This window comes from Paracoccus contaminans, assembly GCF_002105555.1.
Taxonomy (GTDB): domain Bacteria; phylum Pseudomonadota; class Alphaproteobacteria; order Rhodobacterales; family Rhodobacteraceae; genus Paracoccus; species Paracoccus contaminans.
Genome location: NZ_CP020612.1, coordinates 176965 through 191326, shown reverse-complemented (window position 1 = coordinate 191326; position 14362 = coordinate 176965). Strand labels below are relative to the sequence as shown.

12 protein-coding genes, 1 tRNA gene and 1 pseudogene are annotated in these 14362 nt (G+C 69.2%); 5 read left to right on the top strand and 9 right to left on the bottom strand.

Annotated features, from left to right (window positions below; genetic code table 11):
- Window positions 1-13: 13 nt before the first annotated feature.
- Entirely contained in the window at window positions 14-778 is a 765-nt protein-coding gene (locus B0A89_RS00920; RefSeq protein ID WP_085378664.1) for an SseB family protein, read from the top strand.
- 4 nt (window positions 779-782) lie between these two features.
- Here B0A89_RS00920 and B0A89_RS00915 read toward each other — a convergent pair whose 3' ends face one another.
- The 6 genes and pseudogenes from B0A89_RS00915 to B0A89_RS00890 all read right to left on the bottom strand — a co-directional run bounded on the left by B0A89_RS00915 (window position 783) and on the right by B0A89_RS00890 (window position 7392).
- Window positions 783-1703, bottom strand: coding sequence for a 2-hydroxyacid dehydrogenase (locus B0A89_RS00915; protein ID WP_085376531.1), 921 nt, complete (start codon window positions 1701-1703; stop codon window positions 783-785).
- Window position 1704: 1 nt separating this feature from the next.
- Window positions 1705-2850, bottom strand: a complete 1146-nt coding sequence (rodA, locus tag B0A89_RS00910) for a rod shape-determining protein RodA (RefSeq protein ID WP_085376530.1) — start codon at window positions 2848-2850, stop codon at window positions 1705-1707.
- A 14-nt stretch (window positions 2851-2864) separates the two neighbouring features.
- Window positions 2865-4810, bottom strand: a pseudogene (mrdA, locus tag B0A89_RS00905) (penicillin-binding protein 2).
- A gap of 3 nt (window positions 4811-4813) precedes the next feature.
- Window positions 4814-5353, bottom strand: coding sequence for a rod shape-determining protein MreD (locus B0A89_RS00900; protein WP_085376529.1), 540 nt, complete (start codon window positions 5351-5353; stop codon window positions 4814-4816).
- A 4-nt stretch (window positions 5354-5357) separates the two neighbouring features.
- Window positions 5358-6347 (bottom strand): rod shape-determining protein MreC, encoded by a 990-nt coding sequence (mreC, locus tag B0A89_RS00895; protein WP_085376528.1) that lies wholly within the window; start codon window positions 6345-6347, stop codon window positions 5358-5360.
- Between the two features lie 10 nt (window positions 6348-6357).
- Entirely contained in the window at window positions 6358-7392 is a 1035-nt protein-coding gene (locus B0A89_RS00890) for a rod shape-determining protein (protein WP_085376527.1), read from the bottom strand.
- A gap of 362 nt (window positions 7393-7754) precedes the next feature.
- Between B0A89_RS00890 and B0A89_RS00885 the strand changes: the two genes are divergently transcribed.
- Together B0A89_RS00885 and B0A89_RS00880 are read left to right on the top strand one after the other, a co-directional pair.
- A complete protein-coding gene (locus tag B0A89_RS00885) occupies window positions 7755-8036 on the top strand; it encodes a hypothetical protein (RefSeq protein ID WP_157115201.1) in 282 nt (93 codons plus the stop codon).
- 6 nt (window positions 8037-8042) lie between these two features.
- Window positions 8043-8642, top strand: coding sequence for a hypothetical protein (locus B0A89_RS00880; protein ID WP_085376525.1), 600 nt, complete (start codon window positions 8043-8045; stop codon window positions 8640-8642).
- Between the two features lie 18 nt (window positions 8643-8660).
- Here the strand turns inward: B0A89_RS00880 and B0A89_RS00875 are convergent, their stop codons facing one another.
- From B0A89_RS00875 to rlmB, 3 genes are all read right to left on the bottom strand, one after another.
- Window positions 8661-10238, bottom strand: coding sequence for a 2-isopropylmalate synthase (locus B0A89_RS00875; protein WP_085376524.1), 1578 nt, complete (start codon window positions 10236-10238; stop codon window positions 8661-8663).
- A gap of 477 nt (window positions 10239-10715) precedes the next feature.
- Entirely contained in the window at window positions 10716-11111 is a 396-nt protein-coding gene (locus B0A89_RS00870) for a YHS domain-containing (seleno)protein (protein ID WP_240558580.1), read from the bottom strand.
- Window positions 11112-11253: 142 nt separating this feature from the next.
- Window positions 11254-12189 carry a 23S rRNA (guanosine(2251)-2'-O)-methyltransferase RlmB gene (gene rlmB, locus B0A89_RS00865; RefSeq protein ID WP_085376523.1) on the bottom strand — a complete coding sequence of 312 codons (936 nt, stop codon included), beginning with the start codon at window positions 12187-12189 and terminating at the stop codon, window positions 11254-11256.
- Window positions 12190-12334: 145 nt separating this feature from the next.
- Here rlmB and B0A89_RS00860 point away from each other — a divergent pair.
- Window positions 12335-12418 (top strand) — tRNA-Tyr (locus B0A89_RS00860).
- Window positions 12419-13046: 628 nt separating this feature from the next.
- On the top strand, window positions 13047-14351 hold the full coding sequence (locus tag B0A89_RS14500) for a hypothetical protein (RefSeq protein ID WP_240558579.1): 1305 nt from the start codon (window positions 13047-13049) through the stop codon (window positions 14349-14351).
- Window positions 14352-14362 lie beyond the last annotated feature (11 nt).

The following is a 14362-nucleotide window of genomic DNA, read 5'->3' as shown; positions in this document are numbered from 1 at the left end:
GAAAGGGCATCCGATGGCCGATCCCACCGCGCTGGACCTGCTGTGCGCCCGCGTTCCGTTTCACGATGCCGATGCCCCCCTGCGCGCGCTGGTGCTGCGGCAGCTTGCCGATACCGAACTGCATGCCGCCCTCGTGACCGAGCCTGCCGGGGACAGGGCCGAGCTGCGCATGTTCGACCTGCCGGGCGGGCCGGTGGCGCTTGCCTTTGACGACGCGGCGGCGCTGGCGGGGTTTCTGGGCGGGCCGGTGGCCCATGTCTCGCTGCCCGGCCGGGTGCTGGCACGGGAACTTGCGGAGGCAGGGCGGGGCCTTCTGGTCAATCCCGGCCGCCCGTCCGAGATGCTGCTGGACGGGGCTGCGCTGGACTGGCTTTGCACCGCCCTGGCCGCCCGGCCCGAGACGGGCGAGGCCGCCCCCCGCCGCCTGACCGCACCGCGGGCCGACGTGCTGGCCGTGCTGGCCGAGCCGCTGGCCGCGCGCCTGGCCGACATGGCCGGGATGGTCGCCGGCATCGCCCTTGTGGGCACGGCCGGCCAGACCGGCGAGGGCGGGCACCTGATCGTCGTGGCCGGCGCGGCCGATCAGGACCACGCCGTCATCGCCAAGGCGCTGGCCGAACTGATCGCCTTTCTGCCCGAGATCGAGGGCGGGGTGGACGTGACGTTCCAGCCGCTCGCCCTGCCGCCCGGCGCCGTGCGGATCGAGCCCATGGCCCCAGAGCCGCAGCCGACCGCCCCATCCGCAGGGCAGGGCGCGCCGCCCCGCCTGCGCTGGTGATGCGTCAGTAACCCCGCGCCCGGTCCACCTGGTGCAGCAGCGGCCGCCCTGCCATCGCGCGGCGCAGGTTCTCGGCCACGACCGGGGCGGCACTGGCCGGGCGCGTCTCGGCCGCGACATGGGGCGTCACCGTTATCTGCGGATGGCTCCAGAAGGGATGCGCGGGGGGCAGCGGTTCGGTGCGGAACACGTCCAGCACCGCATGGGACAGGCGGCCGCTGTTCAGCGCCGCAAGCAGGTCATCCTCGACGATCAGGGTGCCGCGGCCGGGGTTGATGATCCACGCCCCCTGCGGCAACAGCGCCAGCCGGTCTGCGTCCAGCAGATCGCGCGTGGCGGGGGTATCGGGCAGCAGCGTGACCAGGATGTCGGCCCGCCCCAGCGCGCGGTGCAGGTCGGGTCCGCCCAGCACCTCGATCCCAGGCCGGGGGCGGCCCGAGGCCGACCACCCCGTGACGCGAAAGCCAAGCGCGGCCAGCGCATCGGCGACCGCGCCGCCAAGTTCGCCCATGCCCAGCACGCTTACGCGCCGCTGGGCCGCCAGGGGCGGGGGGCAATCATTGCGCCACAGGCCGTCCTGCGCGAAACGATCCATGCCCAGATGCGCGCGCAGCGTCCAGCCCGCGCAGTATTCCACCATGCCCTGCGCCAGTCCCGGATCGACCATCCGGCACAGCGGCTGGATCAGCGTCGGGTTCGGGGCGATGCGTTCCACCCCGGCCCACAGGCTTTGCACCAGCCGCGCGCGCGTGAAGGGGGCAAAGTCCATCGCGCGGCCATCCTTGGGGAAGCCGGGGGCATAAATGACCGCATCAAAGCCCGCGGGATCGCCCTCGCGCGCCAGGTCCAGTTCCGGGCAGGCGGCGCGCAGGGCAGGGGCCCAGGAGTTCCACAATGCGGCGCGGGCGGCGAAGAAGGCCCGCATCTCAGCGCGGCCGGTTGACATGGGCCGATTGCACGATCCCGAACGCCATCAGCAGGATCATCAGCTGCGTTCCCCCATAGCTGACCATGGGCAGCGGCACCCCCACTACCGGCATCAGGCCCATCACCATGCTCATGTTCACGGCGAAGTACAGAAAGAACGTCGCCGCGATGCCCAGCGTCAGCAGGCTGGCAAAGCGGTCGCGGTTGCTCAGCGCCGAATAAAGGCAGAAGCCGATCACCAGCGCATACAGCGTCAGCAGCGTGATTGTGCCGACAAAGCCGAATTCCTCGGCCAGCGTGGTGAAGATGAAGTCGGTGTGCTTTTCGGGCAGGAAGTTCAGCCGGCTTTGTGTCCCCTGCATGAAGCCGCGCCCTGACCAGCCGCCCGAGCCGAGCGCGATCTGCGCCTGGGTGATGTTGTATCCTGCGCCCAGCGGGTCCGTTGTCGGATCGAGGAAGGTGTCGATGCGCCGGTACTGGTAATCATGCAGCAGCTGCCAGTCGGTGCCGCGGCTTTCCAGCACTGCAAAGACCAGCCCGCCCACGGCGGCGATGACGGCGGCGAAATACCAAAGGCTGACGCCCGCCACGAACATCATGATGCCCCCGCCCGCCACCAGCATCACCGAGGTGCCCAGATCCGGCTGCGCCAGCACCAGCGCGGTCGGCATCAGGATCAGCGCCACCGGGACCAGCACCCACAGCGGCCGTGACACCCGGCTGAGGTCCAGCCAGTCGTAATAGGCCGCCAGCACCAGGACGAGCGCGATCTTGGTGATCTCGGACGGTTGCAGCTTGATGGGGCCGAGGTCCAGCCAGCGCTGGGCCCCCATGGCGTTGTGCCCGAACACGTCCACCGCGAACAGCATCAGCACGCAGGCAACATAGGACAGCACCGAGATCGAGCGCCAGAACCAGATCGGCACGAAAGCCAGTCCGATCATGGCGACCAGCCCCACGGCAAAGCGTTCCATCTGCGGCTCGGCCCAGACCTCGGCCCGCCCGCCCGAGACGGAATACAGCATCAGGAAACCGGCCGAGGCGACGGCCGTCAGCAGGAACACGAGCGGCCAGTTCAGGTGCAGGATCCTGCGCCAGCCCGTTGGCGTCTGGTCGGATTTGTAGTCGAGATAGCCGCTGCTCATCCCCCTGTCCCCCTTCAGGCCCTTGTCCGGCCGCCTGCCTGCGCCGAAGGGGGCGGCATCAGCCGCATCCGGGCGCGAAGCTCCTCGACCCCGCCCCGCTGGCCGGGGGGGTAGGCGTCAAGCGGCGGCAAGCCCCCGGCCAGCGCGAACAGCAGGATGTCGCGGGCGATGGGCGCCGCCACCGCCGAGCCGCCCCCCCGTGTTCGACCACAACCGTGACCGCATAGCGCGGCGCGTCGAAGGGCGCATAGCAGACGAACAGGGCATGGTCGCGCCGGATCCAAGGCAGCTGATCATTGCCGATGACCCCGCGCGCCCGTTCGGCGGCCGTGATGTTGCGCACCTGGCTGGTGCCGGTCTTGCCCGCCATGCGCCATTGCGGCGCCACGATGCGCGAGCGGAAGGCCGTCCCGCTGGCCGAGTTCATCACCGCGTCCATCCCGGCGCGGACGATGCGCAGGTTCGCCTCGCTGACCTCCAGCGGGGCGAAGTCGGGGGCGGGCTGGGGCGCGCCGTCAAGCGCGCGCACCAGCCGCGGCTCGACCATCCGGCCGCTGGCGACGCGCGCCACCATGACGGCCAGTTGCAGCGGCGAGGCCAGGACGTAGCCCTGCCCGATCGAGGCGTTCAGCGAATCGCCGATCTGCCATTCCTGCCCGTGGCGCTGCATTTTCCATGCCCGGTCGGGGGCGATGCCCTCGGCGATGGCCGACATCGGCAGGTCGGGCCGCACGCCGACCCCCAGGCGGCGGGCCATATCGGCGATCCGGTCGATGCCGATCTTCTGCGCTAGTTCGTAAAAGAACACGTCGCAGGAATGTTCGAGGCTCTGCACCGGCCCCACCGTGCCATGGCCGCCCCTGCTCCAGCAGTGAAAGCGCCGTCCTGCGACGGTAGTGTAGCCCGGACAGTAGAAATGCGAGCCGCCATTGATCAGCCCCGATTCCAGCCCCGCCAGCAGCGTCACCAGCTTGAAGGTCGAGCCGGGCGGATAGACCCCCTGCACCGTCTTGTCGGCCAGCGGGCGGTGGTCATGTTCCATCAGCGCCCTGTAATCCGGCCCCGATATCCCGCGCACGAACAGGTTGGGATCAAAGCTGGGCGCCGAGGCGCTGGCTAGGATGTCGCCGCTCTGCACGTCGAGCACGACCGCGGCCGCTGATTCCTGGCCCAGGCGCTGCATCGCAAAGTTCTGCAATGCGGCATCCAGCGTCATCTGGACCGTCTCGCCCTGCTTGCCCTCGACCCGCTCAAGCTCGCGCATCTCGCGCCCGGCGCTGTTGACCTCGACCTTGCGGGTGCCCGCCTTGCCGCGCAGCAGCGTCTCGAGCTTGGCCTCGACCCCCAGCTTGCCCAGCTGGAATTCGGGCAGCATCAGGACCGGATCGGGGTTTTCCATCCTGGACAGGTCGTAATCGGATACCGGCCCGACATAACCCAGCACATGGGCGAAATCGCTGCCCCGCGGATAGGACCGCGACAGACCCGATTCAGGCGACACGCCGGGCAGCGCCGGGGCGTTCACGGCGATCGAGGAAAACTGTTCCCAGCTGAGCCGGTCGGCCACGATCACCGGGGTGATGGCGCTGCGCCGGTCGATTTCGGACAGCAGCGCGGCGACCGCGCTGTCGGTCATCGGGATAAGGTGGCGCAGCCGGGCGATCACCAGGGCCGGGTTGCCCGCCTCTTCGGCGGTGATGGTGGCGCGGTAGTTCGCCTCGTTTCCCGCCAGCAGCACGCCGTTGCGGTCATGGATCAGCCCGCGCGCCGGCGGCAGCAGGCGCAGCTTGATCGAGTTGCCGTCCGACAGCAGCCGGAACTCGTCCGCGCGGTCAAGCTGCATCGTCTTGAGCCGCCAGCCCAGCGTGGCGATGACAGCCGCCTGGATCCCGCCCAGCATCAGGCCGCGGCGGGTGATCTGGCGGGCGCTGTCGCCGATCTCGCGGGCGGATTTCTTCATCGCTCAGACCAGGTCCATCTCTGCCGGGGCGGCGCGGCGCAGACCCAGCGCGCGCGCAAGCGCGACGACGACCGGATAGGCGCCGACCGTCGCGATCAGCCGCATGACATCCTGCCCGAAAGCGGGCAGCGGCGCCAGCGTCGCGGGGATCACGAACAGCACATGCAGCACCCGCGCCGCCAGCACCATCATCGCCATCAATGCGGCCACCCGCAGCCATTCGGCCGCAAAGCCCCGTTCCGCCCAGCGCTGTTCGCGCCGGCGCGCGGCCTCGGTCGCGGCGACGGCGATCGCCGCGCCAAGCCCCAGCGGGCGCAGCAGCAGCATGTCCGCCGCCAGCATCACCGCGGCCAAGGCCAGCACCGGCACCTGCTCGGGCCGGCGCAGCACCCAGGCAAAGGTCAGCGCCAGCAGCCAGTCGGGGCCGGGCCAGCCGACCGCGCCGGGCGAGAGCGGCAGGAGCGAGGCCACCAGCAGCGCCAGCGCCGCCAGCAGATAGGACAGTTGACCCAGCAATCTGCGCTGGCGCGGTGTGGCGGCCATCGGCTCAGTCCTCGGACTGCGGTTCCCGGTCCGCATCGGGCGCTGGCGAAAGGCCCGCAGACTGCAGGCCCGTGCCCGCCTCGGCGCCGATCAGGGGCGAGGGCAGGGGCCTGGGCGGCAAGGGCGGGCCGATGAAGCCGGGCGGCGGGGGCGGGATCAGCGCGCCTTCGTCGGCCAGCGGCTCGGCCGGGCGGCTGCGCAGGACGCGCAGGAATTCAAGCCGGCCGTAATCGGCCGCCAGCCGCACGCGCATGCGGCGGTCGGACGCCTGCACCGCCTGCCCGACCAGCAGCCCCGGCGGAAACAGCCCGCCATCCCCCGACGACACGACCCGGTCGCCGGGGCGCACATCCTCGGGCGATTCCATGAAGTCGAGATAGGGCAGGGCCGTATTGTCCCCCGTCAGCAAGGCCCGCTGGCCCGAGGGCTGGATCGTCACCGGCAGGCGCGAGGATGGATCGGTCAGCAGCATCACCCGGCTGGTGGTCTGCCCGACGCCGGTGATCCGCCCCACCAGCCCCAGCCCGTCCATCGTCGCCCAGCCGTCCAGGATGCCGTCGCGCGCGCCCCGGTTCACCAGCACCGACTGGCGGAAGGCGGTGCCTGAATCGGCCGTCACCACCCCCGAGACCGAGGTGAGCGCCGGGTCCAGCCGCACATTGTTCTGCGCCAGCAGCTTGGCGTTTTCCTGTTCAAGCTGGACCGCCGCCTCTTTCCAGGCGGACATCTTCTGCAGCTCGCGCCGCAGTTCCTGGTTCTGCTGATAGAGCCGCTGATAGGACTGGAACCCCGCCGCCATGCGGCTGGCCGCCGTCACCGGCGCCATCACCCATTCCAGCGAGGGCACGAGGCGGTCCACGATGGCGGCGCGCATCCGTTCCGCCCGCAGGCTGTCGATGCGCCAGAACAGGAACACGCCCAGCAGGACAAGCACCAGCAGCGCCACCAGGATGCGGCGCACCGGCGTGGCATAGTCATGGCTGCGGCGCGCCATCCAAGGCGCCTCAGCTGTCGTAGTCGATGACGTGGCGCAGCTGCTTTTCGTATTCCAGCGCCTTGCCGGTCCCCAGCGCGACGCAGCTCATCGGCTGGTCGGCCAGCCCGATCATCAGGCCGGTCTGCTCGCGCAGGGCCAGGTCCATCTCGCCCAGCATCGCGCCGCCGCCCGACAGCATCACGCCGCGGTCGACGATGTCGGCGGCCAGGTCGGGGGGCGTCGCCTCCAGCGCGATCATCACCGCCTCGCAGATCGCCTGCACCGGCTCGGCCAGCGCCTCGGCGATCATCGCCTGGGTGATCTCGACCTCCTTGGGAACGCCGTTCAGCAGGTCGCGGCCGCGCACCATCATGGTCGCGCCGCGTCCGTCATCGGGCATGCGGGCGGTGCCGATGCTGGTCTTGACCTTCTCGGCCGTCTGTTCGCCGATCAGCAGGTTATGGTTGCGCCGCAGATAGTTGACGATCGCCTCGTCCATGCGGTCGCCGCCGATGCGCACGCTGCGGGCATAGACCACATCGCCCAGCGACAGCACCGCAACCTCGGTCGTGCCGCCGCCGATATCGACGACCATGCTGCCGGTCGGCTCGGTGATGGGCATGCCCGCGCCGATGGCCGCGGCGATGGGCTCGGCGATCAGGCCCGCCTTGCGGGCGCCCGCCGACAGGACCGACTGGCGGATCGCCCGCTTTTCGACGGGGGTTGCGCCATGGGGAACGCAGACGATGACCTTGGGCTTGGAAAAGCTGGTGCGCCGGAACACCTTCTTCATGAAATGCTTGATCATTTCCTCGGCGCTGTCGAAATCGGCGATGACCCCGTCGCGCATCGGGCGGATCGCCTCGATGCTGCCGGGGGTGCGGCCCAGCATCAGCTTGGCGTCCTCGCCCACGGCCAGCACCTGCTTCTTGCCGTCCTTGACGTGGTAGGCCACCACCGACGGCTCATTGAGGATCACGCCCTTGCCCTTGACGTAGATCAGCGTGTTCGCGGTTCCCAGGTCGATCGCGATATCGGTCGAAAACAGACCGCCGAATGCCATGTGCCCAATTCCTTGTCTGCCTGTCCCGAGGCCTTTTGTTTTCTCAAGGCGCGAGTCGCCCGGTTGGCCAACCGCCGATATAGGGCCCGTGCCCACATGGTTAAAGCAGTTTTCGCCGCGCTGCACGGGCTTTGGCAGGCAGGCGCGGCCCAAGGCAAGGCGCCGGCCCTGCCAGCCGCCACCTGACCAACTGGACAGGTTGTTCCGTCAGGCCGGGGTGCTGCACACCGGGCAAAACCGGGCCGCAGGCCCCGCAAGCACAGGGCCCCGGCATGACGACTGTTTCAGCACCGGCACGCATCATCCCACAGGGCGAAAGCCGCAACCTGTCCCTTGACCTCTTGAAGTTGGTTCTGGCTGCCATGGTCGCCGGGCTTCATGCGAATCTGCTGGCCGATCATGTCGCGGGGATCCAGGTTTTCCTGAAGAACGGTCTGTTCCGGATTGCGGTGCCCACCTTCTTCGTCATCACCGGCTTCTATCTGGAGCGGCAGCTTGCCCTACAGGGAACGGCGTGGTTCACGCGTATCCTGTCGATGTGGGCCATCTGGACGATGGTTTATGCGGGCTGGTGGTTCGATTTCGATCACGGAACGCTGAAATCCTCGGCGGCCGAGCTGCTCAAGGGCTGGTATCACCTGTAGTATCTGGTGGCGCTGGTCGTCGGCGCGGCGATCTTTCTTGCCGTCAGGCCCGTGCTGTCTTCATCGCGGGGGTTGCTGGCCGCGGCGCTGACGCTTTTCGTCATCGGGGTCGCGCTGCAATATGCGGGCCGTCTGAACCTTGTCGACCAAGGGCCCTGGGCGCTCAGGCTGGACGATCCCAAATATACCCGCAACGCCTTGTTCTTCGCCTTTCCCTTCCTGACCCTGGGCGTTCTGATCGCACGCGAGCAGGCCCGCCTTTCGCGGTTGCGCGGCAAGGGCATCATTCTCGCGCTCGGCCTGGCCGGCCTTGGCATCGAAGCTGCGGTAGCAACACAGATGGAGCGGAACGGCAACGACATGTATCTCAGCCTGTTCGTGGTCAGCCCCTTGCTGTTCATGCTGATGCGCCAGGCCGAATTGCGCGGGCATGGCAAGAATCTTGCTCATGCCGCGACCTGCATCTTTCTGCTGCACCCGCTGTTTCAGATCACGCTGCAGGCCGGCGGCGCCGGATCGGTCACGGTGTTCCTCGGCTCGATCATCCTGTGTTTGCTGGCGGCGCCGGTCGTCATCAGGCTGAACCGATGGGCGCCACTTCTTTAGGGGCGCCCATCCTGCCGATCAGTGCGAATACATCGACACCTGCTTGGCGTCCGCATCGGGCGCCGTCTTTTCCCGGCGCACCTTCAGGCGGTTCAGCGCGCCCGTATAGGCCTTGACCGAGGCAAGGATCGTATCGGTGTCGGCTGCCTGCCCGGTGGCGATGCGCCCGTCCTCTTCCAGCCGGACGCTGACCGTCGCCTGCGCATCGGTGCCTTCGGTCACGGCATGGACCTGATACAGCTGCAGCGTCGCGTGATGGTCGAACATCGCGTCCACCGCGTTGAAGGCGGCGTCCACCGGGCCGTCGCCCTGCCGCGTCTCGGTCCGCTCGGCATCGCCGACGACCATGGTCAGGGTGGCCATCGCCGGCTCGCCCCCGCCGCAGACGACACGCAGCTTGCGGACCTGGAGATAGTCGGTGTCGGTGTTCGCCATGCTGTCCTGCATCAGGGCGACCAGGTCGTCGTCATGGACCTCCTTCTTGCGGTCGGCCAGCGCCTTGAAGCGCACGAACACGTCCTTCAGCTGGTTGTCGCCCAGCTCATAGCCCAGATCGGCCAGCTTGGCGCGCAGCGCGGCGCGGCCCGAATGCTTGCCCATGGCGATGTTGGCCTCGTTCAGGCCGATATCGGCGGGGCGCATGATCTCGAACGTCTCGACGTTCTTCAGAACGCCGTCCTGATGAATGCCCGATTCGTGCAGGAAAGCGTTCTTACCGACAATCGCCTTGTTGAACTGGACGGGAAAACCGCTGACCTGCGCGACGCGGCGGGAAATGCCCATGATGCGGCGCGTGTCGATGCCGGTGGAAAATGGCATGATGTCATGGCGCACCTTCAGCGCCATGACCACCTCCTCAAGCGCGGTGTTGCCGGCGCGCTCGCCCAGGCCATTGATCGTGCATTCGATCTGGCGCGCGCCGGCCTCGACCGCGGCCAGCGCGTTGGCGGTCGCCATGCCCAGATCGTTGTGGCAATGCGTGGCAAAGACGATCTCGTCCGCGCCGGGCACCCGCTCCAGCAGCATGCGGATCAGGTCGGCCGATTCGCGCGGGGCGGTATAGCCGACGGTGTCGGGGATGTTGATCGTCGTGGCGCCCGCCTTGATCGCGATTTCCACGACCCGGCACAGGTAGTCATGTTCGGTTCGCGTCGCGTCCATCGGCGACCACTGGACGTTGTCGCACAGGTTACGGGCATGGGTGACCGTCTGGTGGATGCGGTCCGCCATCTGGTCCATGTCGAGGTTGGGGATCGCCCGGTGCAGGGGCGACGTGCCGATGAAGGTATGAATGCGCGGGCGGCGAGCGTGGCGCACCGCTTCCCAGCAGCGGTCGATGTCGGGCAGTTGGGCGCGCGCGAGGCCGCAGATGACGGCGTTCTGCGCCTGCCGGGCAATGTCGGACACCGCGGCGAAATCGCCTTCCGAGGCGATGGGAAAGCCCGCCTCGATGATGTCCACGCCCATCTCGTCCAGCATCTGGGCGATTTCCAGCTTTTCGGCATGGGACATGGTTGCGCCGGGCGATTGTTCGCCATCGCGCAGGGTGGTGTCAAAGATCAGGACGCGGGACGGATCGCGGGCGGGGTTGGTCATGGATCGTGCTTCCTTGGCATGGGCGAGGGAAAGCCGGGCTCTGCGCTTGCCTGAGCGGCGGCCCGGCGGACCCGCTCAGCGCAGCGTAAGAAGCAGCAGACCGCGAAGGACGACCACGCCCCGCGCGCCCGGCTGGGTGCCGGTCGCGGGATGCGCAGGAAGGGGAATGCTTCGCGTCATGGGGCGACTATAAGCGCGGCAGCCGTCTTGGAAAGGCCAAAATGGGGCCGGCCGGCGTCTGCCGGAGAGAACAGCGGCCCTGACCAACCCGGCGGGACAGCCCGCAGGATCGGCGCCGGCGGTATGAGTATCCTTGATCCCCCAAGGGTGCAGGCAGATAAAAAGCGCCCGGTCATTGACCGGGCGCGAGTCGCGGAACGAGGGACAGTGATCAGAACATGACCGTTCCGGGGCCGTGTTCGTGATGTAAATGCGCATCACCCCTTGGGGGTTCCAGTAGGATCACGCGAAGGTGATCTAGCGGCGGCCCTTGCCCCATGCAGCGCCCGCCCGGTCCAGAACCGGCTGGGGATCGGACTGCATCCGTTCGCGTGCCTCGCCGTTCGAGGTGAAATAAAGCGTTCCGCCCACCACCACGGCGAAACGCGGCGATCCGGGCTGGCGGCGACCTTCGGAGAGAGCCACCGGGCAGTTGCCGCCAAAGCCGGGCGCATAGGCGCGCGGATTGGATTCAAAGGCGGCGCGGTTCGCCTCATTGGCGAAAGTCCAGGCACGACCCTTCCACTGGGTTGAAAAGGCGGTCTTGCCTTCGATCAGCCGGCCGCTGTCGCGCAGGCTGACCACGTCGACGCCGCCCATGGCGTCATCAGCCAGCACCGGCAGGGCGCCGATCAGCATGACGGCAGCCAGCATGGGCAGGCGGGATCGGCAGGGCAGGGGCAGGCGCAGGACAATCGGCATGATGCCTTGCATCTGGCATCCCGCGCCCTCGGCTGCAACGATCCCCTGACCCGCTTCCAGCAGATGTGAGCGGAAACGGCCCCGTCCCCTCGGGTCAGGTGCTGCTTGCTGCTGCATAAAGCGCCACTGCGGCGGCGTTCGATACATTCAGCGATCCGAATTCCCCTGCATAGGGGATGCGCACCACCTGATCGCAGGTTTCAAGCGTCCTGTCGCGCAGCCCCGGCCCTTCGGCCCCCAACACCAGGCAGACGGGCCGTCCCCCCAGCCCGGCGATCGCCTGCCCCAGCGTGCCCGTGCCTGTCCCGTCCAGCCCCAGCACGACATAGCCCATGGCCTTGAGCTGGTTCAGCGCATCGGCAAGGTTGGCCACGCGCACATAGGGCTGACGCTCCAGCGCGCCCGATGCGGTCTTGGCCAGTGCGCCGGTTTCGGGCGCGGCATGGCGCAGCGGGGCGATCACGGCGCGGGCGCCGAACACCTCGGCCGAACGCAGGATCGCGCCCACATTGTGAGGGTCCGTCACCCGGTCAAGCGCCACGATCAGCGCCCGACCCGGCCCGGCGGCCGCGATTTCGGCCAGCGTGCCCCAGGCAAGCGGCCTGACCTCGACCGCGGCGCCCTGATGCACGCTGCCGGGATCAAGGGGAACGTCGCGATCAAAGACCCGCGCATCCACGATCTCGGGCGTCATGCCCGATTGCGCCACCACATCGCCCAGCCGGTCAGCGGCGTTGCGCGTCAGCACCAGCCGCAGCCTGGTTCGCGCAGGATTGGCCAGGGCATCGCGCACCGCATGCAGCCCGAACAGCCACACCGTCTCGGCCGCTGCCGCCCGCCGCGCCCGTTCCTTGTCGATCACCCATGAGGGCTTTTTGGCCTTGCGCTGCGCGCCGGCGCGCTGGCCCGCGCCAGGCTCTGCCCAAGGGGCGGGGCCATCGGGCGAATCGGGACGATGGTCGTGACCGGGCCGCGCCCCGCGCCGGGGCGGGGGGGCAGGGCGGGGATCGGGTTCGGGCGCTTTGCTCATCGGCTCTCCTGTCAGGGCGCGTTTGGCGCGCCGCGCGCGGGGGCGCAAGGGCCGGGTTGCGCGGGCGGGCAAATGCGCGGGTCTCGGGGGGCGTTCCAAAACTGCTTGACCCGCAAGAGAGCCGCAGCTAATCACCCCCGGCGTCGGGCGACGTGCTGCAAGGTGCGGCAGCGGACTGTAACTCCGCCGGGGAGACCCATGCCTGGTTCGATTCCAGGGTCGCCCACCACTTTTCCCGAAAAGCGGTGCTTGTGGCCAGGGATGGCGGCCTGACCGGATCGCATGGCGGTCTTGCCCCCGCTGGGCCTCGCTGCCTCCCCCTTTGCATGCCCCACATCCGCATGGCCCGGTCAGGCAGGACGTTGTTCCTGGCCTTGCCTTCGGGCTATGAGATCCCCGGTCGGTGCAGGGTAGAACCAATGGCGAAACGCATGAAACGAACCGATGGCACGCCTGCATCCGGGGACAAGGCATCCCCCCAGGCAGGGGCGGACCGCATCGAGCCTGCGGCTTTGGGGGCTGCCCCGAAGACGGCCGGGCAAGGCGCCCGCAAGGGGGCCAAGGTCGCGGCGGCAAAGGCCGGGCCGGTCGGGGCGGAAAGCCCTGCGCATCCCCAAGGCGCGGCGCAACCGGAACCGGCCCGCGCAAAGGCCCGCCAGGGCGATCCCGCGCCGCCTGTCGCAGGAACGGGCAAGGCCCGCCGCCCCGCCGCCGACGCCAGTGGCAAGGCGCATCCTGCCCCGACGGGACAGGGGCAGGCCACGGCGGAGCCTGTTGCCCCGCCCCCCGCCGCCGCGCCCGATCAGCCATCCCCGGCGGCATCATCCCCGTCCGCGCGGGCGGACGGAACAGGGCGCATGGATCACCTGCCTTCCGGACAGGAACCCGCAGCGCCCGGCAGCGCCGCAGCGCGCGCGGCGCGGCAACAGGCGCGGCAGGCCGAACGCGCCGCCGCCGCAGCCGCCCGTCAGGCGGAGCGCCAAGGCGCGCGGGCGGCGCGGCAGGCCGAACGGCAGGCGGCGCGGCAAGAGGCGGGGAAAAACACGAAAGGCAAGCCAGACCGGGGGGCAGGGCAGGCCACGCCGCAGGCGCCGCACCCGCCTGTCGCGGCCGCTGCCGATACCGCCGCGCCTTTCAGCCCGGCGCCTTGGATGCGGGGCGGCGCCCCCATCGCCCCCGCCGTCTTCGACATTCTCATTGTCGCCCAGGGCGGCGGGATCGACCGCGAGGCGGCGATCCTTGCCGCCAGCCTGCGGCGCAACGCAGCCGGCTTTGCCGGACGCCTGATCGTGGCCGAGCCGCAGCCGGACGGTGCATGGGATGGTGCCGACCCCTGCATGTCGGGGGATGCGCGTGCCGCGCTGAGCGCGCTGGGCGCCGAGATACGCCCCCTTCATGCGCGCGATTTCGGCCGCAGCTATCCCCATGGCAACAAGATCGAGGCGCTGTCGCTGCTCGAACCCGGCCGCCCGTTCCTGTTCCTCGACAGCGATACGCTGGTGCTGGGCGACATCGGGGCGGTGCCCTTCGATTTCGCCCGCCCCTCGGCCTCGATGCGGCGCAGCGGGACATGGCCGCAGCCGCCCGCCTATCGGGAAACGCACGAATCGATCTGGCGTTCGCTTTATGATCGGTTTTCGCTCGACATGGACGGCACGCTCGACCTTTCCCAGCCCGAAGATCACTGGGAACGCTTCCTCTATTTCAACGCCGGCTGGTTCTTTGCCGCCGATGCGGCCGCGTTCGGTCAGCGATTCCGTGACTGGGCGGTGGCCGTGCGCGACGATCCGGGCGAGCCGCTGGCCTGCCAGTCGCTTGACCCATGGCTCGATCAGGTAATCCTGCCCCTGGTCATCCATTCGTTGGGCGGCGGGCGGCCGGGGCCGGAGCTGGACGGGCTGGACGGGGACGTGACCTGCCATTGGCGCAACCTGCCGCTGCTATATGCCCGCGAACCCGACCGCGCCCTGGAGGAAATGGAGGCGATCGCCGCCCTGCCCGAAATCGCGCCCCTGATGCGCGGATGGGAGCCGGCCGAGCGCCTGATCGGCGAGCGGCAGGGCCGCCGCCGTATCCGCCCGATGTTCCGGGGCGAGGAACCCCCGCCGCCCGAACAGGCGATCCGCCACCGTCTGAGGCAGGCGGGGCTGTGGCTCGCGTGAGCGCAAGGGCG